The sequence below is a fragment of the Pseudomonas shirazensis genome, assembly GCF_014268785.2.
Taxonomy (GTDB): Bacteria; Pseudomonadota; Gammaproteobacteria; order Pseudomonadales; family Pseudomonadaceae; genus Aquipseudomonas; species Aquipseudomonas shirazensis.
This window is the reverse complement of record NZ_JABWRD020000001.1, coordinates 1567744-1590847: the sequence shown is the minus strand read 5'-3', so window position 1 is coordinate 1590847 and position 23104 is coordinate 1567744. Positions and strand designations below refer to the sequence as shown.

Below are 23104 nucleotides of genomic sequence, written 5' to 3'. Positions count from 1 at the left end.
CCACCGTGAAAGGTGGCCTGGCGCCTGCCAATGCGGTCGAAGTGAAGGGAAGGGGATGCGGGATGCATCGGGGTGTGATCTGGCCGGCGCTGATCTCCGGCTTGGCTATTAGCGGCCTCAGTGACACCGGGGTTTCACCGGGGCGAAGGTTTCAGCCGCTTATTGTTGGACTCGCCATGGCCATCTGGGCGCTTACTCACTTTGCCGGCCATGATTCCCGCGATCCACCAGGTCTTACACTCGCGCATCAGCCTGCGCATTCAGATCACACTCCGATGCAGCCTGCGATGGGGAACAGGGCATCGGGCCGTCTTTCCGGCTGTCAGGGAATCAGTCAGCCAATGGCTGGCCGAGCGAGGAAGTCATTCAGGTTCTGCTGCTTGGCGTCCTCACCATCCAAGAAGCGGATCGCCCAAGGCATCAGCGTCTGGACCGTGCCATCTGCCATCTCGACGATGGCGACGCTGTAGTTGCCAGGGCCGTTCTCGAACTCTTCGTACTCGACGCCCCAGCCGTGGAACTTGCCTTCGGCCGCGTCTACGATCCCCGTCCGGCGGCCACGGTCATCGTGCACTGCCGCCATGGTCATTACTGGTCGCATCTTCATTTCCTCCAGTGGATTCCCAAAGCACCCGGTCGCCCAGGTGCTTCAGTGAATCGTCAGGCACAAAAAAGCCCGCGATTTGCGGGCTACAGGAAGCATTCGTAGGCCTACAGCCGGCCTGCGCGCTTCAGTATGTCGTGAGCCGCGATGACAGCAGCTTCACCCGAGTCCTCTGGCCTCCAAGGGGTCTGGGAGCCATATTTGAATTGTGCGTCCCGCTCATAGGCACGGTAGAAGTTCTCCAGCGCGTCCAGTATTTCCTTCTTGCTCGGCTTCTCGCTGTTATTCACTGCTGGAACTCCTCAGTTTCAAGTCCGCATTTTACCCTTGATTTCCAATGCCGCCTCATCGAAGCGGCATCAGTAAATCGCTCGGTCAGCGCAGCTGGTTGGCCAGCAGCAGGCGAGCTTGACTGTGGAATGCCCCGTCTTTGTGGCGGGTGGTTCCGGCGCTGCCGACTGCGGTACCGTTCACCGCGATGTAGCGGGCCTTGCTGTGCTTGAGGATCAGCGAGCGTGCGGATGGGCGATTAGCTTGTGGATGCGACATGGTTGCTCTCCGGGTTGATTTCCCAATGCAGCCTGTCGCCAAGCTGCATCAGTGAAATCTTTGTCTTGCTTGCTGCAGCCTCCACCAATTCCCCGGCGTGGCCCGCTGTACCAGTGCATCAGCCCGTTCTGAGGGCTACCTGGCAGGGAGCGTTTGCAGCTCAACCCTTGGCCCGCTTGACGCTTTCAGTGAGGGAGCGCGCCGCATGGCTTCGAGCTGGCCAGTTCCAGAGCTGGCATGGGGATCGAATTTATTGCTCGCGCTGTACCGTTGCCGGGATCGATCCGCGAGGTTCCCATCAGTGTTAAAGAGCAGGTGATCCGTGAGGGCCTCTGCAGTCCCTGTTTGGTGACTGCGTGAAACAAAAGTAGCACTGCTGTTATTACCGAGTCAACAGCAGTGCTGCTATTTTTTATGTGAGCCAAGAAAAACCCCTTACCTGACTACCGTGGACGGTGGTGGCGCTCTGCTACAATGCGCCGACCAAATACGTGGAGACTGGAATGAAAGGGATCATCGCGGTGTTAGCGGCAGCTGTTGCGCTCGGCGGATGCGCAGCGGGGCCAACGTGGCAGGCCACTGGCACTACTGACGAGTTCACGGATAAGACCACGATGATGGTTACGACGAGCGAGTTCCCGGCCTCGGGCTCAATCGTGACCAGGTCGCTTCACTTCTATCCAGTTGTGCGAAAGGAGGGCGATGAGATCTACGTGGGGCTGATGTCTGGAGGCCGGTTCAAGATTCCAGTTGGGACAGTTCAACTGCGCATCGACCAGAATGAGGCCTGGACTATTACGCCTCAGGAAACCCCTGTGAGCATGATACCTTCGGCGCCCCAATACGCTGTAAACCTTCCGCCCGAACAGGCTGCTATGGTCAAGCAGGCCCAGGATCAGGCAATGCTCAATATGACTCAGTTGATGAGTCCATACACTGTCACTGGTGGTGAGAAGGCCAAGAAAATCCTGAAGCAGATGCTTGCGGGGCAGACCTTGAAGTACCGGACGGTTGGCATCAATCAAGCGGCTTCAACAACAGGGGAGGCAGTGATCGACCCTACGCTTGCTGAATCGCTGAGGGCCATCGGGATCAAACCAGGTGACCTGTAATCACCCACAAAAAAAGCCCGCTCATTGGCGGGCTTCGATATTTCGGATGAATCACTCGTCGGGGCTTGGCTTGGCGATGAAGTCCTTCGGGATGTGCGGCACCTTGGCGACCTTGCCGTCCTTCATCTCGAACGAAACGGACTTGGCCCCGCCGAAAGCCGTGGCATGGGTATACACCCACATCTGGCCTTCTTCCCTGGACGTGACCATGTAGGGGTTGCCCATGATCTCGTAAAGCTGGTCCTCGGTCATGCCGACCTTAACCTGGCTGGCTTGCCCGAACGTGAACGGTGTTCCCGCGCAACCGGCCAGGACGACCACGACAGCTGCGAGAATGAATCGGTGGATCTGGCGAATCATTGACGACCTCCCTGTTAATTAAGCCGCCATCCTACCACTCTGGCTTCAGCCATCACGCAGGCATGAAAAAACCCACTCTGTGGTGGGCTTTTGATCACCGCGGGGTGTTTTGAGTCAGTCCACGGCCGGGCTGGAGTGACCTAAAAACTTATTCACGACCCTTGTCACAGCGAACGGCATGAATATCAGGGCGAGTCCACCCAGAAGGAATGCTGCGGAAGAGTCTGAAATTTTTGAAATGTACTCAGGATAGGCAGAGCAGAATACGAACGCCAGCCCATTGGGCAGCGTTGAAAATGCAAACCCCCTGACCAAGCATTCAAAAACTCGAGAAGAGTCGAACTTGTACCGGATGAAGCACACAATCCCTGACAAAACCCCGACGAGGGTGCTGGCGGGCTGGAGGTTTGCGAAATAAATGTCAGCAGCTTCAAAAATGGTCATCGCGATTCCCTTGCTTTGACCGACACAATCGCCCCAATGACGAGACCTGCCACTGCCGCTGCCAGCCCCAAGCCAACTGGAGCAGCGGCTTCGGAAACGAGCGACCAGGAGACCCCGGAAATAGAATTGAAGAAGAATCCTGCTCCGATCATCACGGGAACGTCCATTAGGTCGTAATGCAGGTAGCCCTTCATGATTTTCCTCCTTTTATCAACTGCAATCCTGTGCATATAGGAAGTGTACATCACTAAGATCTCTTCGGTATCCACCCCGACCACTACAGATGTCTCTGTGTTGTCGAGGTAGGAGAAGAAGCCTACGGCAGCGTAATTATCATCCGAGCAGTAGCTCTCATACTCCGCAGCCTCAAAGTAGGCGCACGCCGTCATAGCTCAGGCCACCCTTGTTCCGATGCCATGGCATCATAGGTCTGAGGTGCGTGGAAAAAACGAGTATCTCCGCATTGGCTGCAAGTGGCAGCGAAGAACCAAACGCCCACTTTAGCGATGTTGGCGGCCGGGGTGGCTATCACGCCCGCAGTTCCACCTTTCGGCGACGGGGCTGGCTTGTAAACTCCGGCGGAACAAAAAACACAAGATTTTCCAGGTCGCATCCGCTCCAAGAAGTCCTCCAAGGACTGCAGTGGGACCTTGGCCATTTTTTGCTTCCGTCTTGCCCCGGGCGTAATCGCGACCTCCGCGCCTTCTTCATCAGACACCTGCAACTCCTTGTTGTTACCGCTCATAAATCACCCCCACGCCAAATTACCTGCCCGATGATCCGGTGTTCGTTGTCCTCGCTGCGGAAGAAGAAACGATCCGGGTGCTTGTCCTTGTCCTGATTGTCGCTGCGCAGTAGCCACCGCCCAAGCGGGCCCTGAACAAGCCTCTTCACGATGGCGCCGTCGCCGCCAGCCAGCACGAATACCTGGCCATCGACAGGCTCAAGCCGAGAGCGATCGATGAGCAGCACATCTCTGTCATTGATGGTCGGCCACATGCTTTGCCCTTCGGCATAGATGACTATCAGTTGATCATCCTTGGCCCCTTTTGCCCTCAGCCATTCGCGCTTGAAGGCGAGGGTAGAGCGAATCTCGACATGCGGGTTTTCGCTGCCTAGGCCTGCTGCTGCCTTCGCGTCGTACTGAGGCACGAATGCATAGCGATCATCCTCCGACTCGGGGACGTCAGCGGATACTGGGAGAGGGGAGTTTGCTGACGGAGAATCGTGAAGATGCTGCTGAGCTGAAGACGCGCGCCTGATACCAGCGGCCAGGGTTGGGCTGACCTCAGAAGGTTCGAAGTCGAGCGCCTCCGACAGCTTGACCAGAGCCTCAAGGTTGAGCGCCACCTTGCCCGTCATGTACTGGCTGACTGTGCTCTGGGGAGACCTCCATTCGCACCGCTCACCAACTTCTGCCTGAGTAAGCGGAGGCTTTGACGGGTCTTGCCTAGATTCCTTGGCGCGCTTTTTGTAGATGTCGTGAAGCCGCTTCGCATCCGCGAGCTGATCGACAGATAGAGGGGTTCTGATCGGTTTCTTCATGCGCGTGATTTAGTAGCACCGCTGCTTCTTTCGCAAACAGCACTGCTACTCTTTGTCCTTGAAAAGTGTAAAACAGCAGTGCTAATATCCGATAAAACCCCTATGAGGCAGACCAGATGAACACTGTTTCCCTTGAGGAATACCTGGCCGGGCATGGAACCCAGAGCGACCTCGCCAAGGCTCTGGGGATTCAGCAAAGCGCGGTCTCCCAAATGTTCCGAGCAAAGCGGGACATCCGAATCACCTTGCACGACAACGGGCACATCGAGGCGAACGAAGTTCGCCCGATCCCAGCTCGCAAGTCCGCCGCTTAAACCACTTCAACCAAAAGGAGCAGTACCTACATGAGCTTCATGGACCCCGAAACCCAGCGCCGAGACATTGCTCGGAAGGTCCGGCTTTACCCGCTGCTTGATCGCCAGCTGAAACGCGCTGCCCACAAAAGCCGTCGCGAGTATGCGACCTACCTCTTCGAGATGCTGGAGTGGGCCGCTGTCAACGGAGCTATCGAAGCGCTTATGCCCGAAGACGTTAAGGATATCGCGGGCTAGAGGCCCTCAGGAGGGCACGATGCAGTTTTCTGAAGAAAACGTGCCACCAGAGACTAGGGCCAAGATTCACCGCCTGATGGAAGCCCGAGGCTGGACGTTCGAGGAGGCCGTAAACGAGGTCTTGCTCGAAGCAGTTGCCTCTGGCGGGACTGCCTTCGCTGGCAGGAGAAAGGCACCGGTTCTGGAGTTGGTGGGACTCAAGAGGCCCTCGACTGGATAGTTGAGGGCCTCAAGAAGGGGCCTCTAGAGGGCCTCACCAAATCGCAGAGACAAAAAAGCCGGGTTCGCGGCCCGGCTCTCTGCAATACACAACTTGTGAAGGGGATTATGCATATGCAGACCCAAAGTGTACAGGCCCTCAACCGGCCCGCGCCACAAAATGGGAGCCACGATTTTGTGGCGCGGACCATGTCGTCCCGCGAGATTGCCGAATTGGTGGAGGCTCGCCACAACGACGTGGTCGCCACCATCGAGCGGCTTTTCGCCAAAAACCTTTTACGATCAAGTCGTAAAAGCCGCCGAGAGGCAACTGGTGGGCGCCCGATCGAGGTCTACGACTTGATTGAGCGTGACACCCATCTGGTCATTGCCGGCTACAGCGATGAGCACCGAGCCAAGGTGATCGACCGCTGGCAAGAGCTGGAATCCCAAGTCGCCGTGGCTCTGCCCGACTTCACCAACCCTGCCGCCGCCGCGCGCGCATGGGCGGACCAGGTCGAGCAGAAGCAGGTCGCCGAGCAAGCGCGCCTGCTGCTCACCGTCGAAGTGAAGGCCCAGGCCAACAAGATCGAGCACCTCGAAAACCTGTTCAAGGAAGGCATGACCCCGGCCCAGTTCTGCAAGGGCCTGAATGGGGTCAACGTGATGCAGGTAGGCCATTTCCTTGAGGGCCGCAGCTGGCTCTACAACGAGAGCAAGTCAGGCACCCGCTGGCGCGTTGCTGCGTACGCCCGCGACCGATACATGACCGAGCATCAGCAGCAGATCACCCCTCACGGCAAAGACCCATTCATCTCGTTCACGCCGATGCTGCTGCGCAAGGGCGCCGTTCGCCTGTACGAGCTGTACCTGGCCGGCGAGCTGCCCATGAAGAAGAACTGGGACGGCCTGCACACCCACGACAAGGCCGTGCGGGGTGCAGCATGAGCATGCCGAACTGGAATGAAGCCCCACAAGACGCGCAATACGCGCGGCACTGGCTGGGCAAATGGCACTGGTTCAAGCGCCACCCGAAGCTCAAGAACATGTGGCAAAAATTCGACAGTGGCAAGTGGTGGCTCACCTCCATGGACAAATGCACTTTCATCTCCCTGGAGAGTCGGCCATGAGCAAGGACGGAATCAACATCAGCGATGCTCCGGATTCATTCAAGAGGCCGGAAACTCCACCACCAGCACCACCAGCACCACCAGCACCACCAGCAGCCGAGCCAGATGAAGATCTTATTTGCCCGGTGTGCGAAGGATCTGGCGAAGGCTGGACGATGTCCGACTCAAGCCCTGACGCGCACATGATCCAGGTCGATTGCGGCGAGTGTTCAGGCTCAGGCTCGCTGCATGGCGCCTATCAGACCGTAAAGACACAGCGAGACAGCCTTGCCACCCGGCTCTCCGAGGCGGGTGGGCAGATGCTGTTCATGCGCTCTGAGATCGAATCACTCAAAAAAGAACTGGAATCGCACAAGCGAATGCTCCTGGCTGCCGCCTGCGACCTCGGCGCTATCGGCGAGGCGCTGGGCGCTGACATGGACGATGACGGGAGCGCTATTGAGGGCCTGGCTCAAGAGCTGAGCAAGGACGCCGAGCGCCTGGACTTCCTGGAGTCGCTTGCCCGCACTTCCTACACCGGCGCGAGCATCGTAAAGGGAGAGGCCAAGAAGTCGCTAGAGGTTATGTGGTTCCACAAGCGCGCTGGAGCACAACCAAGCCTGCGCGAGGCGATTGATGCCGCCCAGAACACCAAGGAGGCCCAATGATGGCCAGATCCCGAAACATCAAGCCAGGGTTCTTCTCGAACGAGCACCTGGCAGAGTTGGACTTTGCCACGCGCCTGCTGTTCATCGGCATGTGGACCGAGGCTGACCGGGAAGGGCGCCTAGAGGATCGTCCACGCCGCCTGAAGATGGCCCTGTTCCCAGCTGACAACGTCGACATCAATCGGATGCTGGATGACCTGGATCATTTGGGGTTCATCAAGCGTTACACCGTGGGCGATGTTAAAGCGATCCAGGTGATCAACTGGGCCAAGCACCAGAACCCACACGTCAAAGAGGCGAAGAGCACTATCCCTGAAATGCCCGGTTTAGAAGGGTCGCAGGGTGAGCATGGTACAAGCACGGTGCAAGCACCAGACTCGCATGGTTCTTTCCCGGCTGATTCCCTCTCTCTTGATTCCGGATTCCTGATTCCTGATTCCCTCACTCCGTCGCCTGCGGCTCCTGACTCTGCCGATCTATTTTCGCGGTTCTGGAAGCTGTACCCCCGCAAGGTCGGCAAGGACAAAGCCGAGAAGGCGTGGGCGAAGATCAAGCTGACCCAGACACTGTTCGACGAGATCATCGCCGCGCTGGCCAAGCACTCTGTCACTCCGGGCTGGACGAAGGACAACGGCCAGTTCATTCCCCATGCGTCGACTTGGCTCAACGGGAAGCGCTGGGAGGACGAAGTGCCTGAGGTCGCGGCCAACGTCCACCAGCTGCCAGTGCGCCGCAGCGAGCCTGATTTCAACGACACCGAGTGGGCTCGAAACCTGGTGGTGCGCACATGAAATCAGCTAACCAACTGATGGCTGCCATGCAGAACCGTCCGCCGGAGCTTCACGGCGGGCCGGTGGTGGTCTCGATCGAAACCGCCGAGGTGGTGAACGACCTGTTCCGCCGCCTGCGCGGCATCTTCCCGGCCTGGCGCCAGGCGTGGCCATCTACTGAGGCCCTGGCCGCTGCCAAGGAGGAGTGGATCAAGGAGTTCGCCTCCGAGGGAATCCGCACGCTTGAGCAGATCGAGTTCGGCATCGAGAAGTGCCGCAAGCTCAAGAAGCCTTTCGCGCCGAGCGTGGGCGAGTTCATTGCGATGTGCCAGCCGACGCCTGAGGACTTCGGCATGCCTGCTCCTGCGGATGCGTGGATCGAGGCGCTGATGGGCATGTACAGCCACGAGGGCGTGAAGATCGCCGCCGTGGCCACCGGCCTGTTCGACCTGCGCTCAGCCCGGCAGAACGACAAGGGGCTGCAGGCTCGCTTCGATCGTGCCTACCAGATCGTCCTGCGCCGCGCTCAGGAAGGCGAACCGCTCGACGGGAGGATTGCTACCGGCATCGGCCACGACAGCCAGAAAAGCCTGCTGGAGCTCGCAGACGAGCACGCCAAGCAGAAGCAGGCCCGCCTGCTGGAGATCCAGCAGATCCCAACCACAGCCGCAGCCTGCCGTGCGCAGCTGATGGCCAAGTTGAACATCAAGCGCGCCGGGCAGCCGGCCGGGGAGGGGGTGTGATGAGTACCTACCTCAAAGCCATGCTGATGATCGTGCTGGCACCGACCGTGATCATCGCGGCATCTGCGGCCTTCACCCTGTGGATCAAGTTCGCCGTGGAGCTGGATCTTTCGTGGCCCGCGAAGCTGGCCCTCATGGCGGGGCCTTCGATCCTGCTGGCCGCCGTCCCCACCGCCTGGCTGATGAACAAGCTCGAGGAGAAGCACTGATGGACACCAACAAGATGCGCGAGCAGTTCGAGGCCTGGGTCCTTCGGGAATTCCCTGAGCAGTCGCTGGCCCGTTTCACTACAGGTGAATACCAGGGCTTCACGGTCGAGCACTGCTGGAAGGCCTGGCAGGCATCCCGCGAGGATTTACAGGTCTCCTCAATCAGTCCGGAAGCCTCTGCGCTAATGCAGCGTATCGATGACGAGGAACGTGGGCAGGCGCTGCGTGCTGAGGTGTTCGTCCGCGAATCGGGGCGTGCCTCGATCTCCGCCCTTCAGCGGCATTTCAAGATCGCCTATGGGTCTGCGTGCCGGCTTATGGATCGGCTGGTTGCTGACGGCGTTGTCAGCCCAATTGACTCGGATGGCCGCCGCCAGGTCCTGCCAAAGGTAACACCATGACCGAGAAGATCAGCGTCAACTGCCAGGCCAAGCTCTCCGAGGCCGTGACCATGCTCACCAGCCTGTACCGCGACAAGAAGTTCGTCGTGGTCAGCATGCGCCCGGGCAAGGACCGCACCCTGGATCAAAACGCATTGTGGTTCGCGTTTTACAAGCGCATCTCCGAGATGACCCAGATCGGCGACCCATCGGACGCCCGCAAGTACTGCAAGCTGCACCACGGCGTGCAGATCCTGCTGAACGAAGACCAGGACTTCCAAGCGGCCTGGTACCGAGTCATGCGCCACCTGTCCTACGAGGAGAAGCTGGACATGATGGGCGACTGCAAGCTGTTCGGGCCGGACGGCATGCCGGTGACCAGCCTGTTCAACCGCGCGCAGGGCATCGCCTACACCGAGCGGGTGGTGGCGGATTTCTCTTCCCGCGGCGTGGTGTTCGGCGATCTGCTGGGTGAGGTGGCTGCATGAGGACAGCACTCAAGGAAGTGAAGCAGAAGACCTGCAAGGCCTGTGGCGAGAAGTTCACCCCCAGCTTCAACAGCACGCAGGTGGTGTGCAGCATCAAGTGCGCCCAGGCTCATGCGCCTGCGAATCAGGAAAAGGCCCGCAAGGCCATCGCCCAGCGCGAGCGCCGGGAGATCAAGGTCCGCAAGGAGAAGCTCAAGAGCCGCGGTGACTACCTGCGTGAGGCTCAGCAGGCGTTCAACGCCTTCATCCGCATGCGCGACCAGTTGGCCGGCCACGTCTGCATCTCGAGCGGTCGCCCGCTGGACTGGAACGGCAACGCGGTAGATGCAGGTCATTACCGCAGCGTCGGGGCTGCACCTCACCTCAGGTTCGACGAGCGCAACGTGCACGCCCAGAGCAAGCAGGACAACCGCTACCTGTCCGGCAATGCGACGGACTACCGGATCGGCCTGATCCGCCGCATCGGCCTGTCCGAGGTCGAGGCCCTGGAGCGGGACCAATCAGTACGCAAGTACACCATCGACGACCTGAAAGAAATCGCCGCCCTGTACCGGGCCAAGCTCAAAGCGCTCAAGGGGGCAGCATGACACCAGCATGGGGTTTTCTGATTTTGGCCGTACTCATGGTGGTGAGCGGCCTGGCGCTGTCGTGGGCCGGTGCGGTCCGCCGCAGGCTCAACTACCAAGAATTCATCGTGAGAAAGGCCAAGCGGGCAGGGGGTGGAAAGTGAACTATCAGAACGTGGTATCAGCGGTAGTCCGCGCCCTGGCGGCAGAGACGATCAACAGCGCGGGGGGATGCGACTTTGAGCCCAAGGTGCAGGCCGCCAAGCAGAAGGGCGCCATCGTGGGGAAGGAGGCGGCATTCCTGATTGACTGCATGGTGCACGCCCGTCTGCGCACCCAGCTTCCCATCGAGCACTGGCTGGTGCTGGTGGCGCAGTACTCGACCCATGCCGAGCGAAAGCATGAAGCGATCATCGCGATTGCCAAGGCCATCCGCTCGCCCGCGCCGGAGCGCTTCCGTCACGCCGCAGTGGTGACCTGGGCAATGCCGAAGCTGCCCGGGCAGGATGGGAAGCGATCCACCACTGTGCTGCCGGCTGCATGGTACTGCATGGATAACTGGCTGGATGAGCCGGTCGCCGAGCGCACCCAGTACCGCTGGAAGGCAGGCCTTTGCAAGGAGCTGAGGCGCCGAGTAGACCAAGCCCTCACAGAGGCTCAGGAGATTCTCGATGCAGAAGGACTGATAGAAAAAATTGCAGCTTGACGATTAGTGGCAGAGTGGCATACATTTACCTCTATCTTGTCCTTCTTGCGTGTTAAGAATGACAACCAGAAGCCCGGCCTCAGTGCCGGGTTTTTTATTGGCCCTGAGAGGGCCTCAAGAGTCCCGGCGACTGAGCCGGGATTTTTCGTTTCTGTGGTAGCAGGGAACCACTGCCAGGGTGGCCCGCAAGGGATGCCTGGACGCGGATAGCCGTCAAGTGCCGCAGGCATGCTGCACCGATTGGTCGATTATCCCAGCAGCTGAAGCCGCACATCCGAGATACCCAAATCCGAGACAGCAACCCGTTGCTCATCAATCGTGGGAGTTGCGCGCTTGCGCATGTCGGTCACGGGATCTGAATGGGTATGCAGACTCAAGACTGCAGCCAGGGCGTCATGTTGCTGAAGCTCTACATCGGATTCGCATATCCAGAAGCGCGGTTGGCTCTTCAAGTTGTAGTCGATTCGGTATTTCATGCGCTCCCCGACCTCCGCCATCTGGTATCGGTTATGCCATACCCCTCGGCCAAAGGGCGCGAGATCTTCTTGAGGCTGGAAGCGCCGAACTTGGGAATTACCCCCACCCCAGCGTCACAGGCGGCCCAGTGCCACGCTTCGGCATTGTCCATCTTTTCCGCACGGATGATGAAAGTGCGGGCTTCGCCGTGAAGCTGGTAATCGATTCCGTACAGCGAGCTGTTGAGCATTCTAAGATCCAATAAGGGCTGTCCAGGCCATCAATCTTTTTAGCGCTTAAGTGCAGTCGCGGCAAGGATAGTAGCCTCACGCTGACCACAGACGTGCTTTGAATCATAGTTTGGAGAACAAATGGACCCAACCGACCTTGGCCCAGGCACAGCTACCTGGCTGGGCGGAACGGGCATGGTACGGATTCATTCACGGCACTTCCGCACAAGGCCCTTAAGTAGATCCTGAACAAACCACCCTCCGAGGCCAGAGAAGTAGATGAGCTGAAGTACCTCAAGCCTCTGAATTGGCTGGTCACTCAGGCCAAAAGCGGTCCAGATGTAGGTAGTCCAGAAAATGAAGCCAATATTTACACCAAACTCAGCCATAAATTGCGCGACGTTCGCGATCATTTTCCCCGTTAACTGGCTCATTCGTTCCAAAGCTGCGGATTTGCAGATTTGGTTAGCAATGACGGTAGCGATGATGGTGACCACCGTTGTAGTGATGATTGTTATGAGGGTGTCCTGGGGCATCCGTTAGCCTCAATGTCCTTGCCTGATATGAGAGTCGACAAGGGTAATTGAAGGGCGACTACGCCACATAGAAAATCCTGCCGATGGCTATTCGGCGGGGCCAATCCTTCATGCATAGCGAGAGGCCGAGCATGGATTTATTCCACCGCCTGCTCGAGAAGTTCGACTGGATGATCGCGGGCCTGTTGGGAGCCTTGGTCGCCACGCGCTGGCACAAGGACGACCTGACTGACCGCAAGGCCTGGTTGCTTTTCCTGTTCACCGGCATGGCCTGCGCCCACTACCTCACCGGTATGGTCAGCGCCTACTTCGGGATCACCGAGCCGCGCAGTGTCGCAGGCGTGGGCTTTCTTCTCGGCACATTCGGCGGCTCACTCATTGCCGCCATCAACCGGGCGATCAAGGCCGCCGATCTCTGGTCTGTCATCAGGTCCAAGTTCGGAGGGCCTAACCCATGATCCTCGAATACGTGAATGCTTTCGCCGCTGGCGGAATCGCCTTCTGGGCAACCTGGTCAATCCTGAGCGGGAAAGTCCGGGACGGTGTGATCGGAAAGATCCTGTATGCGGTCATCGCCATGAGCGGCTACGCAATCCTGGCGCGGTCTGATCGGATGTTCTTCACCCCGAACACTGCTGGCGTGACGATGCATGTTGCGCTGGCGCTGGCAGGGTTCCGGCACATGTTCGTTCTGACGTACTGGCCGCGGGTGAAGCGCTGGATCTGCCGCCATCTGGATTGCGAGCGCTGCAAGCCTGCTGAGTAATTCGCGCCACAAAATAGCTAAGCGACGTTTCGTGGCGCTCAACTGCATCGCCAGAGTGATAAGATTCGACACCGCCTTCCCCTTGGATGGGGCTTAATCACTTTCGAAGGTCAGTCAGGCAGATGCTCGGGAAAACAGGGAAGATCGCTTCAGCAGTTCTGGTTGTCGGCGCAGTGATCGCGGTCATGACGGCTGGCGGTATCGCCGTCGCAAATTCATACCCGTCTGCCTCCCTTGCGATGACGCCATTTGATGCGGAGGCGCCTGGGCGCGGCCTTGATCTGTATGCCAAAAAGGTAGTGGAGCACGCCGTCGTTTACGGCCTGTATGCGTCCTCCGCAGCACTTCTTGGGATGGACAAGGAGGCGCGCCAAGCGGCGGACTGGCTGATCCAGAACCCGTCCAGCGAGGAAAAAATGGGCTGGGGCCTGCCATTTGCCTGGGACGCCTTCGGTGACAAGTCGGTGAACCCGATCACCACCGTCTACGGTGTCACGGTGGCAATGGCCGTAAGAGGTCTGTTCGACGTCTACGACCAAACAGGCGAAGAGTCCTATCGGGACGCCGCAGTCCAGGCTCTGAACGATTACCTGCCGAATTTCCACGAAACGGAAGATGGTGGGTATTTCGGGTATTCCGACCAGCCGGCTGACCAGAAAGAGGTCTACAACATCTCCAGCGTCCTCATGGGGCAATATGCCCGGGCGTACCACTACACCCAGGACAATCGATTCTTGGAGGTGGCAGAGATGGCCAAGTCGCAGCTCGATGCTTCCCGGCGTACCGTTGGTGATGATGTCTACTGGACCTACACTTCCGCGATCACGCGGCCGAACGACAGTGTTCACGCAGCATTCACGGTGCAGGGCTACCTGGACTATTCGAAGTACGTGGACAAGAGCCTGGACGTGAGCCGCGAGGTGAATTACCTGGGCAGGTTCTTCGACGGGGATGTCATCAAGGAATTTCCTGACCATGCCAAACTGTCCGCCAAGGTTATGGCATTACCTGCCCGAGGGTGGGGTGTCGGCATGCTGGCCTACACGCTCGCAGATAGCGGCGACATCAAAGGCGGCATGAAGGCGGCAAAGGCCCTTGAGCAATATGGCGCTGGTAACGGCATCTACGCCATGACGCCAGGCACCAAAGATTTCGCACCTCGCGTGCAGGCGCATGTATCCATGGGTCTCGCGAAGCTTCATCAGGTCAGCGGCACGCGCTGCAAGCTGGCTTTCTTCACCTGCCTGTAAGCAGGAGATTGAAAATCCGATAGCGGGGAGGGCATCGTGATCAGACCTATGCCACCCGCCGATCTGCTCGATTCGCTATGGCTCACGCTCCGTCCCGCCCCTGAGGTCTGGGAATGGATACAGGCCGAGATCCTCGCCAACACAGGCAGCATCCACAACGAAGAGCACGCTCACCTCATCGACGCGAATGTCGGCGTGCTGTGGGCGTCGTCTGCGTTCGCGAAGAAGGGTAGGACGGTGCTGGGCCAGGCCGAGCAGCTGATGATCCGGGCGGGCGGTTGGCAGAAGGCCCGACAAGAGCAGCAGATGCGTGACTGGTTCGGCGAAGAGCCTGAGTTCCTGATCACCCTTGCCGCTGACTACTGCGCCCAGTGCACCGAGGCTGAGTTCTGCGCCCTGGTCGAGCACGAGCTCTACCACATAGCGCACAAGCTCGATAAGTACGGCGCCCCGGCATTCACCCAAGACGGCCTGCCCAAACTTGAGATGCGTGGGCATGACGTCGAGGAGTTTGTCGGCGTGGTGCGTCGCTACGGCGCCAGTCATGACGTACAGCAGCTGATTGATGCTGCAAGCCGGCCGCCTGAGGTGGCCAAGATCAACATTTCGAGGGCCTGCGGAACCTGCCTGCTCAAGTCGGCCTGAATCCTGACAGGTCATGACGGATGACATTCACATGGCAGCACTACGAAGCGAGGTCAAAGCCTTCATTGTTCAGGCTCTGGCCTGCTTCGATACACCGTCCCAGGTGGTGGAGGCCGTCAAGAAAGAATTTGGGGTAGATGTCAGTCGCCAGGTGTGCGAGGGCCATGACCCTACAAAATACGCTGGGCGTGGTCTGGCTCAGAAATGGGCGGACCTGTTTCATGAAAGCCGCAGGCGCTTTCGTGAAGAGACGGCGGATATCCCGATCGCCAACCGAGCGTTCCGGCTGCGCGGGCTTGGGCGGATGGCCGAAAAGGCCGAGACCATGCGCAACCTGGCGCTGACCGCCCAGCTGTATGAGCAGGCCGCCAAGGAATGCGGCGACATGTATGTCAATCGCAAGCTTGAACCCGACAAGCCCCTGGGCTCCCAGGCGGACCAGCAGCACGCCGTTGCTGAGTACACGCTGGAGCCAGACGAGAATGTCCCGACTACCCCGCACCTATGACGCGCCGGTAAAGCTGACGCCGAAGCAGGCGAATATCTACTGCTGGGGGTTTCAGCCTGAGGCGCGCTTCCGTGATGCGGTGTGCGGCCGACGCTTTGGCAAGACCTTCCTCGGCAAGGCTGAGATGCGCCGTGCGGCCCGCCTGGCTGCTGAGTGGGGCGTGAGCGTTGAGGACGAGATCTGGTACGGCGCGCCAACCTTCAAGCAGGCCAAGCGAGTGTTCTGGCGTCGGCTGAAGCAGGCGATCCCCGAAGCATGGCGCGCGGCCCGGCCAAACGAGACCGAGTGCTCGATCACGCTGAAGTCCGGCCACATCATGCGTGTGGTCGGTCTGGACAACTATGACAACCTGCGCGGCTCTGGCCTGTTCTTCGTCCTAGTGGATGAGTGGGCCGACTGCCCGTGGGCGGCGTGGGAAGAAGTATTGAGGCCGATGCTCTCGACCTGCCAGTACACCATCGCGAGCACTGGTGAAAGCCGAAAAGGTGGCCACGCCCTGAGGATCGGCACGCCGAAGGGGTTCAACCATTGCTATGACACCTACCGCGATGGCCAGGCGGGCGGTGAGCCTGACCACAAGAGCTGGCAATACACCTCACTGCAGGGTGGCAACGTCCCGGCGGAAGAGCTGGATGCGGCCCGGCGCAAGATGGACCCGCGCACGTTCCGCCAGGAATACGAGGCGGGGTTCGAGAACTACGCTGGGGTCGTCTACTACACCTTCGACCGAACCGAGTGCCGAACTACTGAGCGAATTCAGCCCGGCGAGGCACTGCACATCGGCATGGACTTCAACGTCATGAAGATGAGCGCAGTGGTGTACGTCGTGCGTGACGGCTTGCCGCTGGCGCTGGATGAGTTCCACGCGGTACGGGACACGCCGGAGATGATCGAGAAGATCAAAGTGCGTTTCCAGGGGCACAGCATCTCGGTCTACCCGGACGCCAGCGGCCAGAACACCAGTAGCAAGAATGCCAGCGAGTCGGATCTGTCCTTGCTGAAGAAGGCGGGCTTCACCGTCGTGGTCGACTCGCAGAACCCGGGCGTCAAGGATCGCGTCAACGCGGTCAACGCCATGTTCCTGAACACTTACGGCGAGCGGCGCCTCAAGGTCAACATTGACCAGTGCCCGCAGCTCACGCAGTGCCTCGAACGGCAGACGTACACCGACAAGGGCGAGCCGGACAAAGACCCCAAGAAGGGCCACGACCACATGAACGACGCCGCCGGCTACTTCATCGCCAAGCGGTACCCAATCAAGAGCCAGTCGGCCGGCACTCGCCGCATCGGAGGTTTGGCGTAATGCCTGTTCAATCCACCAACCCAGACTACGACGCTCACATTGATGAGTGGCGGATGATGGACGACGCGCTTGAGGGCGAGGGCGCCATCAAGAGCAATCAGCGCAACCTCCCCAAGCCCAGCGGCATGGTGGAGGCGGAGAAGCTGGACGGGCAGGGCAACGCCTACCTGTACCAGAACTACACGGCGCGAGCGCAGTACGAGCACTGGGTGCGCGACTCGCTGCGCTCAATGATGGGCCTGGTCTCTCGACTCATTCCCGAGGTCAAACTGCCCAGCGGGCTGAAGGATCTGGAAGAAAACGCTACCGCCGACGGCTTCGGCCTGGCCCAGCTCTTCCTACGCATCGTGCGGCAGGCGATCTCGCACGGCCGGGTGCCGCTGGTGGTCAATGTCGACGATGCTGGCCAGCCTTACTTTGCTACTTACGCCGTGCGCAACGCGATCAACTGGGACACTGCCGACCAGGGCGGGCGTCAGGATCTGGTGCTGGCCGTGTTCCGGGAGTTTCGGAAGAAGGACGCTGAGGACCGTTACAGCCATGAGTGCGTGACGGTCTTCCGCGAGTTCTACATGGAGGGCGAGGTCTGCTACACGTCAGTGCGCAACCAGGCTGGCGAGCTGATCGAAGATGCCCGGCCACTTGGCACGGTTGGGAACGACAACCGGCTGGTGCGAGGTCTCGAGTACATCCCGGTCATTTACTGCGGATCGACCGACAACTCGCCCGACGTGGACGAGATTCCGCTGTTGACCATGGCGCGCGCAGCCCTCAAGTCCTACCAGCTCAGCGCCGACTACTTCACTGCGCTGCACCAGACCAGCCACCCGCAGCCGTGGGTATCCGGCCTGGACGAAAGGGTTGAGCTCAGCGTGACCGGGCCATCGGCGGCTTGGGACCTCGGTCCAAAAGGCCAGTGCGGCTATCTGGAGTTCCAAGGCGCTGGTGTCGAGGCCGTGCGCACCGCCATGTCTGACCAGAAAAGCGCAGCCCTTGAGGCTGGCGCCAAGGTCATGGACGTGTCCGGCACCGAGTCAGGTGAGGCACGCAAGACCCGTCAGAACGACCAGCATGCCACGCTGCACAGCATTGTCATTACCGCAGCTGCCGCGATTGAGCAGGCTCTGCGCTATGCCGCCGAGTGGACTGGCTACAACCCGGACGAAGTGGTGTTCACGGTCAAGCCTGAGTTCGTCATGCCAGAGGTCAACGCCCAGGTGCTGGCCGAACTGCAGAAGAGCGTCATGGCCGGCACGATCAGCGCCGAGACCTACTGGCAGTACCTCACCACCGGCAAGCTGCCCGAGCGGGCCTACGATGAAGAAGCCGGGCTGATCAGTGATGAGCGTGAGTCGGCCGGCTTCAACCTGGACAAAGACGATGACGACGAAACCGACACAAACAGCGGACGAGTTGCTGCTGGAGCAGGTAAGTCGGCACGCGGTGCTGCTGGAGCGGCTCAAGGCAGGTGAGGTCCAGAAGTTCGAGACGGTCTTACGCCAAGTGGATACGCAGGTTCGGGACCAACTCACGCGAAGGGAGCTGACCACCTACAGCCGCAGCCGGCTTGAGGAATTCCTCGGACGGGTGGGCGGCAAGCTGCTGGGAATCTACCAGGCATTCGGCGACCGCATGCAGGCGGATCTGGTCGACATCGCACTGTACGAGGCCGCGTTTGAGGGCAAAAGTCTGGCCAAGGCGCTTTTGATCGACGCCATCATGCCGGCTGACTCTCTGATCCGAGCGGCGATCAACACTCAGCCGCTGCAGGTGTCTGGAATTGACGGCGGCACTCTGCTGAAGCCGTTCCTCAACGGTTGGACTCGCACTGAATCAACACGAGTCACCAATGCGATCCGGCTCGGGGTGGTGCAGGGCCAGACCAACGCCGAGATCACCCAGGCCATACGTGGTACTGCGGCGCAGAACTTCACCGATGGCGTGCTGGCGGTCAGTAACCGCAATGCCAAATCGGTGGTGCATACCGCCGTGCAGCATGTGTCCGCCACGGCGCGCATGGAGACGCTTGCCGCGAACGCAGAGTTCGTGCCTGGCTACCGGATCGTCGCCACACTCGACCGCAAGACCAGCCAGCTATGCAAGAGCCTGGATGGCCGAGAGTTTGAGATAGGAAAAGGACCGGTGCCGCCGTTTCACGTCAATTGCCGGACGACGATCACACCGATCACCACGTTGTCGGCACTGTTCGGGCAGGGTGCCACTAGGGCATCCGTTGGCGCAGATGGCGGTGCACAGGTCTCGGCGAGCCTCAGCTACTACCAATGGCTGAAAACGCAGCCAGCGGCGTTTCAGGACGTCGCGCTGGGGCCGGTGCGCGGCAAGCTGTTCCGCGATGGCGGGCTGACGGCCGAGCGCTTTGCAGCCTTGCAACTGGGCAAGAACTTCAAGCCGCTGACGCTGGATCAGCTTAAGGAGCTGGAACCGTTGGCATTTGAGCGGGCTGGTTTGGATTGATCGACTGCGCAGCTACGGTATCGTGTCTACCCACTTCAGGAGACGCGCATGCTGACAGCTACTAAGCCTAGGGAATATTTGACTGATAGTTTCATTGGTACGGATGAGGGTTGCGGAATATTCATCCCTGCAAACCGCATGCTTTATCAGTTCGTGCGTGAAAATCCGAGCAATAGCGATCCGGCTCAAATCGCATCCAAAGCGCTCATCATCGGCCGAAGCATGGCTGCGTCTGCCGAGCGTCGGGCAGTGAAGGATGGCCCTATCCCATCTGGTTCGTTCTACCACGCGCTCGCAGAGACCATTTCTAAATCCATGGTTGACGAACTGCTTCAGCTTTTGCCTCAAGACAGTGCTATTTCGCGATCTTCGATCACTGAGGTGGTGAAGGTGCATGCCCGGCTTTGTGAGGCAGTTACAAGCCTCACCGGCCGAGACTGTAGCAGCTTCGCTTCCAAGTATCTGCACTTCCATCGGCCCAACCATTTTCCGATGATGGATTCTAGAGCGCGAGAAGCTCTCAAGTGGTTAGCGCAAGAGGAAGAATGGGTGTTCGCTTTTACCACTGCCGGTTCCGCAAAAAACTACCGTCAGTATGTGAGCATTTATCTGGACGCTAAGGATCTGTTTGAGGGAGAGCTTCGGAAACCCTTAAGCCTTCGCCAGATGGATAACATCCTTCTCAATAGATACGACAATTGGATTTAAACCAAACCCGCCTAGGCGGGTTTTTTTATGCCCGCAAGGCGGGCCAATCAATCCCAAGGGGATAACCACATGCCTTTTGACTTTGACCCGGCCGCCCACGGCCTCACCCTCGACGACACCCAAGCCGCGGCGCTCAAAGCTGCACTCGGCGGCGAGGTGCAGAAATTCTTGGACGGCGAGGTCTCGGGCCTCAAAACCAAGAACCAGGAGCTGATCGGCTCCAACAAGACCATCAAGACCGAGCTGGACAAGCTCAAAGGGCAGTTCGAGGGTCTGGACATCGAGGCTGTTAAAGGCCTGCTCACCAAGGCTGGCCAGGATGAAGAAACCAAGCTGATCGCCGAGGGCAAGCTGGACGAGGTCGTCAGCCGCCGTACCGAGCGCCTGCGCGGCGATCTCGACAAACAGATCAAGGCCGCGAACGAGCGTGCCGAGAAGGCTGAAGCTTTCGCTGCCAAGTACAGCGATAAGGTGCTGGCCGACTCAATCCGCGCTGCCGCCATCAAGGCTGGCGCGCTGCCCGAGGCTGCGGAGGACATCATCCTGCGAGCCCGCGGCACTTTCAAACTGAGCGAAGACGGTGAGCCGATCGCCACCGACCGTGATGGCCAGGTCATCTACGGCAAGGACGGGAAGAGCCCACTGTCTCCTCACGAATGGGCGGAATCGCTGCGCGAGACCGCTACTCACCTTTGGCCAAGGGCTCAGGGTGCCGGGCAGACCGGCGACAACGGTGGCAAGGCCACGAAGAAATGGGGCGAGTACACCGAGACCGAGCGCGCAGCGATCGCTCGTGACAACCCCGAAGCGTTCAAGCGACTCCAAGCCACCCAAGGAACCTAATCCATGGCTACTACCCAGCTGTCGGACATCTTCGTCCGCGATTACTACGGCGCGCTGGCGCCGGTGAACACCCCGGAAAAAACCGCTGTCTTCGAATCGGGCATCGTGACCCGCTCGCCGACGCTCGATAACATCGCCAACAACGGCCAGGGCACCTCCGAGATCAGCTACTGGCAAGATCTCGACGCAGACGAAGCGCCGAACATCTCCAACGACAACCCAGACGACCTGGGCGAGGTAGGCAAGGCCGAGCAGGGCAGCATGCGCGCCCGCACGCTCTACCTCAACAAAGGCTACGGTGTCGCTGACCTCACCGCCGAGCTGGCCAACAGCGAGCCGATGCAGCACATCCGCAATCGCTTCGGCACCTACTGGACCCGTCAGTGGCAGCGCTACCTGCTGGGCGCCGCGCGAGGCGTCATCGCTTCCAACATCGCCAACAACGGCGGCGATATGGTCAAGGATGCTGGCCCGAGCATCAGTGCCTCCGCTTTCCAGGATGCAGCCTTTACCGCCGGCGACGCCGCCGACATGTTCGGTGCAATCGGTGTGCACTCGGTGGTCATGAACCAGATGGTCAAGCAGGACCTGATCGAGTACCTGCGCGACTCCACCGGCAAGATCATCCTAGCCACTTACCTCGGCAAGCCGGTGTTCATGGACGACAGCCTGACCTACGCGTCCGGCCAGTTCCTGTCGGTTTTCTTCGGTCAAGGCGCGTTCGGTTACGGCGAGGGCAGCCCGCATACTCCCGTCGAGATGCAGCGCAAGCCTGACGGCGGTAACGGTGGTGGTGCCGAGGTGCTGTGGGAGCGCAAGACCTTCATTCTGCAGCCTGCCGGCTTCAGCTGGAAAGGCAGCAACAACCTGAACCTGAGCCCGAATGCCACCCAGTACGCGAGCGCCGCGAACTGGGAGCGCGTGTTCGACCGCAAGCAGGTGCCGTTCGCCGCTGTCATCAGCGGCACCGCCACCCCTTGACCCGTCATGCGGGGCGCTGTCCTGGCGCCCTGCGCAGGAGAACATCATGAAAGTGATCTACACCGACAAACCCGGCCGTGAGCGTGGTGTGTGCTACCGGCTCTTGAGCCAATTCTTTGGGGTCATCGACGGGGCAACGCAGGTTGTGGTCGACGGCGATGCGCCAGAGATTGTCGAAGCCTACGAGGCCGCTGGCATCGAGGTTGGCGACCAAGCCGTATCCGACCAGGCAGAGACCGATCCGCACAAGATGAAGGTGCCGGAGCTCAAGGATTGGCTGACGGCGCAGGGCATTACCTTCGACCCCGCCCTCAACAAGCCAGATCTGCAGGCCCTCATCCCGTCGAAGGAATAAGCCATGACCGACTTCATCACCGTTGCCGACGTCGACGAGGCGCTCGGGCAGGGCTGGGCAGGCGGCGGTGATGCAGTCCTTGCCGTATCCATGGCAAATGCCTGGCTCACGGCCAAGATCAAGCGCCCGGTGCCAGTTCCGGTGCCGGATGCCATCGTGACAGCCGGCGCGCAGGTGGCCAAGCTGGCTGCAGTCGGCAAGCTCTACAAGGACACCCAGCGCGAGGTGCAGAGTAAGTCGGTGTCGGCCCAGGCTGGAACGTCGACCAGCAAGACCTACGTCGCGGGGTCTGTCGATCGCTCCGCTGCCGAGAACTTCGCCTTGGACCTTATTGCCCCGTGGATCCGGCGCTCTGGCACCGTGATGTTGAAACGGGTGTAACTGCCTTCAGTTTCGCCAGGTCTGTTTCAGTTCCTGATCAAACCATCGCTCAGCTACATCGTTCGCGGGCATCACGCTTTTGAACTCTAGGTAGTGCCCATAACCTTGGGCCCGAAGCCAGTCTTTGAACTCTCCGAAACTCGGATGCCAGCGTGGCGGCTGCTCCTTGGTTCCCGCCCAGGTGTGAACCAGTTGGCGTATCGCCATTTCGCATTCAGCTTTTTTTGTCATGTCCGATCTCTGTTATGGGGTTGGCTGGAGTTTATTTGAAATGGGCATGCAAGAAGAAATCCAGGCCGAGCTGGCGGAAGCGTTCGATGATCCGGACGGCTTGGCCGATGCGGTGAAGCCGGTTGCAGGGAGCCGTACCGTAAAGGGCGGATACGACCCCGAGATCGGCGGCACCGTCCCGGCCTCGACCATCAATTACACCGGGCGTGGCGTATTCGGCAGCTACCTGGCCAAGGAGATCGACGGGACCCGCATCCAGACCGAGGATGTGAAGTTGCTGGTGCTTCAGAACGAACTGTTCGAGGGGCAGGCCGGCGCTGTCAGCGATGTCACCGCAGCGCCCAAGATCGGCGACCAGGTGAGCGGATACCGCGCGCTCAATGTGTCCGAGGATCCAGCCCAGGCGACTTGGACCATCCAGCTGAGGAAGTGAT

The 23104-nt window shown here is 59.7% G+C and carries 38 protein-coding genes; 27 read left to right on the top strand and 11 right to left on the bottom strand.

Going from position 1 to position 23104, the window contains the following annotated elements; genetic code table 11:
- Positions 1–334: 334 nt before the first annotated feature.
- Positions 335–601, bottom strand: a complete 267-nt coding sequence (locus HU736_RS07090; RefSeq protein WP_186699084.1) for a hypothetical protein — start codon at positions 599–601, stop codon at positions 335–337.
- 378 nt (positions 602–979) lie between these two features.
- Positions 980–1153, bottom strand: coding sequence for a hypothetical protein (locus tag HU736_RS07085; RefSeq protein WP_186699086.1), 174 nt, complete (start codon positions 1151–1153; stop codon positions 980–982).
- Positions 1154–1656: 503 nt separating this feature from the next.
- On the opposite strand from HU736_RS07085, the gene HU736_RS07080 reads away from it, so the two are divergent.
- Positions 1657–2265: a hypothetical protein gene (locus HU736_RS07080; protein WP_186699088.1), complete on the top strand. Its 609-nt coding sequence runs from the start codon at positions 1657–1659 to the stop codon at positions 2263–2265.
- 51 nt (positions 2266–2316) lie between these two features.
- On the opposite strand, the gene bamE is transcribed toward HU736_RS07080, so the two are convergent.
- The 5 genes from bamE to HU736_RS07055 all read right to left on the bottom strand — a co-directional run bounded on the left by bamE (position 2317) and on the right by HU736_RS07055 (position 4614).
- Entirely contained in the window at positions 2317–2625 is a 309-nt protein-coding gene (gene bamE / locus HU736_RS07075) for an outer membrane protein assembly factor BamE domain-containing protein (RefSeq protein WP_186699090.1), read from the bottom strand.
- A gap of 114 nt (positions 2626–2739) precedes the next feature.
- Positions 2740–3069, bottom strand: a complete 330-nt coding sequence (locus tag HU736_RS07070; protein WP_186699093.1) for a hypothetical protein — start codon at positions 3067–3069, stop codon at positions 2740–2742.
- Complete coding sequence (locus HU736_RS07065; protein ID WP_186699095.1) at positions 3066–3458, bottom strand: hypothetical protein; 393 nt, start codon at positions 3456–3458, stop codon at positions 3066–3068. The genes HU736_RS07070 and HU736_RS07065 overlap by 4 nt, the downstream gene beginning before the upstream one ends.
- Positions 3455–3814 (bottom strand): hypothetical protein, encoded by a 360-nt coding sequence (locus HU736_RS07060; RefSeq protein WP_186699097.1) that lies wholly within the window; start codon positions 3812–3814, stop codon positions 3455–3457. Before HU736_RS07060 ends, HU736_RS07065 begins: the two co-directional genes overlap by 4 nt.
- The gene (locus HU736_RS07055; protein ID WP_186699099.1) at positions 3811–4614 is read right to left on the bottom strand and encodes an XRE family transcriptional regulator; all 804 of its coding nucleotides are present in this window, start codon (positions 4612–4614) and stop codon (positions 3811–3813) included. The genes HU736_RS07060 and HU736_RS07055 overlap by 4 nt, the downstream gene beginning before the upstream one ends.
- A gap of 116 nt (positions 4615–4730) precedes the next feature.
- Here HU736_RS07055 and HU736_RS07050 point away from each other — a divergent pair, with 116 nt between their 5' ends.
- The 12 genes from HU736_RS07050 to HU736_RS06995 all read left to right on the top strand — a co-directional run bounded on the left by HU736_RS07050 (position 4731) and on the right by HU736_RS06995 (position 11002).
- The gene (locus tag HU736_RS07050) at positions 4731–4928 is read left to right on the top strand and encodes a Cro/CI family transcriptional regulator (protein WP_186699101.1); all 198 of its coding nucleotides are present in this window, start codon (positions 4731–4733) and stop codon (positions 4926–4928) included.
- 30 nt (positions 4929–4958) lie between these two features.
- Positions 4959–5165 (top strand): hypothetical protein, encoded by a 207-nt coding sequence (locus HU736_RS07045; RefSeq protein WP_186699103.1) that lies wholly within the window; start codon positions 4959–4961, stop codon positions 5163–5165.
- Between the two features lie 333 nt (positions 5166–5498).
- Entirely contained in the window at positions 5499–6311 is an 813-nt protein-coding gene (locus HU736_RS07040) for a Rha family transcriptional regulator (protein WP_186699106.1), read from the top strand.
- Positions 6308–6493, top strand: coding sequence for a hypothetical protein (locus HU736_RS07035; RefSeq protein ID WP_186699108.1), 186 nt, complete (start codon positions 6308–6310; stop codon positions 6491–6493). The genes HU736_RS07040 and HU736_RS07035 overlap by 4 nt, the downstream gene beginning before the upstream one ends.
- Entirely contained in the window at positions 6490–7140 is a 651-nt protein-coding gene (locus HU736_RS07030; RefSeq protein ID WP_186699110.1) for a DnaJ-like cysteine-rich domain-containing protein, read from the top strand. Before HU736_RS07035 ends, HU736_RS07030 begins: the two co-directional genes overlap by 4 nt.
- Positions 7137–7931, top strand: a complete 795-nt coding sequence (locus tag HU736_RS07025; RefSeq protein ID WP_225912987.1) for an LvrA C-terminal domain-related protein — start codon at positions 7137–7139, stop codon at positions 7929–7931. Before HU736_RS07030 ends, HU736_RS07025 begins: the two co-directional genes overlap by 4 nt.
- The gene (locus HU736_RS07020; protein ID WP_186699112.1) at positions 7928–8653 is read left to right on the top strand and encodes a replication protein P; all 726 of its coding nucleotides are present in this window, start codon (positions 7928–7930) and stop codon (positions 8651–8653) included. Before HU736_RS07025 ends, HU736_RS07020 begins: the two co-directional genes overlap by 4 nt.
- Entirely contained in the window at positions 8653–8862 is a 210-nt protein-coding gene (locus tag HU736_RS07015) for a hypothetical protein (protein WP_186699114.1), read from the top strand. The genes HU736_RS07020 and HU736_RS07015 overlap by 1 nt, the downstream gene beginning before the upstream one ends.
- Positions 8862–9263 carry a phiTE_015 family protein gene (locus tag HU736_RS07010; protein WP_202883890.1) on the top strand — a complete coding sequence of 134 codons (402 nt, stop codon included), beginning with the start codon at positions 8862–8864 and terminating at the stop codon, positions 9261–9263. Before HU736_RS07015 ends, HU736_RS07010 begins: the two co-directional genes overlap by 1 nt.
- Positions 9260–9730, top strand: a complete 471-nt coding sequence (locus HU736_RS07005; RefSeq protein ID WP_186699116.1) for a hypothetical protein — start codon at positions 9260–9262, stop codon at positions 9728–9730. The genes HU736_RS07010 and HU736_RS07005 overlap by 4 nt, the downstream gene beginning before the upstream one ends.
- The gene (locus HU736_RS07000) at positions 9727–10317 is read left to right on the top strand and encodes a recombination protein NinG (protein WP_186699118.1); all 591 of its coding nucleotides are present in this window, start codon (positions 9727–9729) and stop codon (positions 10315–10317) included. Before HU736_RS07005 ends, HU736_RS07000 begins: the two co-directional genes overlap by 4 nt.
- A 139-nt stretch (positions 10318–10456) precedes the next feature.
- The gene (locus tag HU736_RS06995; RefSeq protein WP_186699120.1) at positions 10457–11002 is read left to right on the top strand and encodes a hypothetical protein; all 546 of its coding nucleotides are present in this window, start codon (positions 10457–10459) and stop codon (positions 11000–11002) included.
- Between the two features lie 248 nt (positions 11003–11250).
- Here the strand turns inward: HU736_RS06995 and HU736_RS06990 are convergent, their stop codons facing one another.
- The 3 genes from HU736_RS06990 to HU736_RS06980 form a co-directional block, all read right to left on the bottom strand.
- Positions 11251–11478: a hypothetical protein gene (locus HU736_RS06990; RefSeq protein WP_186699122.1), complete on the bottom strand. Its 228-nt coding sequence runs from the start codon at positions 11476–11478 to the stop codon at positions 11251–11253.
- Complete coding sequence (locus tag HU736_RS06985; RefSeq protein WP_186699124.1) at positions 11475–11708, bottom strand: DUF6555 family protein; 234 nt, start codon at positions 11706–11708, stop codon at positions 11475–11477. The genes HU736_RS06990 and HU736_RS06985 overlap by 4 nt, the downstream gene beginning before the upstream one ends.
- A 186-nt stretch (positions 11709–11894) precedes the next feature.
- Positions 11895–12224, bottom strand: a complete 330-nt coding sequence (locus HU736_RS06980; RefSeq protein ID WP_186699126.1) for a hypothetical protein — start codon at positions 12222–12224, stop codon at positions 11895–11897.
- Between the two features lie 131 nt (positions 12225–12355).
- Between HU736_RS06980 and HU736_RS06975 the strand changes: the two genes are divergently transcribed.
- The 13 genes from HU736_RS06975 to HU736_RS06915 all read left to right on the top strand — a co-directional run bounded on the left by HU736_RS06975 (position 12356) and on the right by HU736_RS06915 (position 22439).
- Positions 12356–12682, top strand: coding sequence for an MFS transporter (locus HU736_RS06975; protein ID WP_186699128.1), 327 nt, complete (start codon positions 12356–12358; stop codon positions 12680–12682).
- Complete coding sequence (locus HU736_RS06970; RefSeq protein ID WP_186699130.1) at positions 12679–12990, top strand: hypothetical protein; 312 nt, start codon at positions 12679–12681, stop codon at positions 12988–12990. The genes HU736_RS06975 and HU736_RS06970 overlap by 4 nt, the downstream gene beginning before the upstream one ends.
- A gap of 122 nt (positions 12991–13112) precedes the next feature.
- On the top strand, positions 13113–14240 hold the full coding sequence (locus tag HU736_RS06965) for a hypothetical protein (RefSeq protein WP_186699132.1): 1128 nt from the start codon (positions 13113–13115) through the stop codon (positions 14238–14240).
- 48 nt (positions 14241–14288) lie between these two features.
- Entirely contained in the window at positions 14289–14885 is a 597-nt protein-coding gene (locus tag HU736_RS06960) for a putative metallopeptidase (RefSeq protein ID WP_186699134.1), read from the top strand.
- A gap of 31 nt (positions 14886–14916) precedes the next feature.
- Entirely contained in the window at positions 14917–15393 is a 477-nt protein-coding gene (locus HU736_RS06955) for a DUF2280 domain-containing protein (protein ID WP_186699317.1), read from the top strand.
- Positions 15368–16696: a phage terminase large subunit family protein gene (locus HU736_RS06950; RefSeq protein ID WP_186699136.1), complete on the top strand. Its 1329-nt coding sequence runs from the start codon at positions 15368–15370 to the stop codon at positions 16694–16696. The genes HU736_RS06955 and HU736_RS06950 overlap by 26 nt, the downstream gene beginning before the upstream one ends.
- Positions 16696–18168 carry a DUF4055 domain-containing protein gene (locus tag HU736_RS06945; RefSeq protein WP_186699138.1) on the top strand — a complete coding sequence of 491 codons (1473 nt, stop codon included), beginning with the start codon at positions 16696–16698 and terminating at the stop codon, positions 18166–18168. The genes HU736_RS06950 and HU736_RS06945 overlap by 1 nt, the downstream gene beginning before the upstream one ends.
- Complete coding sequence (locus HU736_RS06940) at positions 18077–19171, top strand: minor capsid protein (RefSeq protein WP_186699141.1); 1095 nt, start codon at positions 18077–18079, stop codon at positions 19169–19171. The genes HU736_RS06945 and HU736_RS06940 overlap by 92 nt, the downstream gene beginning before the upstream one ends.
- A gap of 48 nt (positions 19172–19219) precedes the next feature.
- Positions 19220–19879: a hypothetical protein gene (locus tag HU736_RS06935; protein WP_186699143.1), complete on the top strand. Its 660-nt coding sequence runs from the start codon at positions 19220–19222 to the stop codon at positions 19877–19879.
- Between the two features lie 69 nt (positions 19880–19948).
- Entirely contained in the window at positions 19949–20722 is a 774-nt protein-coding gene (locus HU736_RS06930) for a hypothetical protein (RefSeq protein WP_186699145.1), read from the top strand.
- Positions 20723–20725: 3 nt separating this feature from the next.
- Entirely contained in the window at positions 20726–21703 is a 978-nt protein-coding gene (locus HU736_RS06925; protein ID WP_186699147.1) for a major capsid protein, read from the top strand.
- Positions 21704–21749: 46 nt separating this feature from the next.
- Positions 21750–22058 carry a hypothetical protein gene (locus HU736_RS06920; protein WP_186699149.1) on the top strand — a complete coding sequence of 103 codons (309 nt, stop codon included), beginning with the start codon at positions 21750–21752 and terminating at the stop codon, positions 22056–22058.
- Positions 22059–22061: 3 nt separating this feature from the next.
- Positions 22062–22439, top strand: a complete 378-nt coding sequence (locus HU736_RS06915; RefSeq protein ID WP_186699151.1) for a hypothetical protein — start codon at positions 22062–22064, stop codon at positions 22437–22439.
- A gap of 6 nt (positions 22440–22445) precedes the next feature.
- On the opposite strand, the gene HU736_RS06910 is transcribed toward HU736_RS06915, so the two are convergent.
- A complete protein-coding gene (locus tag HU736_RS06910) occupies positions 22446–22670 on the bottom strand; it encodes a hypothetical protein (protein ID WP_186699154.1) in 225 nt (74 codons plus the stop codon).
- A 40-nt stretch (positions 22671–22710) separates the two neighbouring features.
- On the opposite strand from HU736_RS06910, the gene HU736_RS06905 reads away from it, so the two are divergent.
- Positions 22711–23103, top strand: coding sequence for a hypothetical protein (locus tag HU736_RS06905; RefSeq protein WP_186699156.1), 393 nt, complete (start codon positions 22711–22713; stop codon positions 23101–23103).
- Position 23104 lies beyond the last annotated feature (1 nt).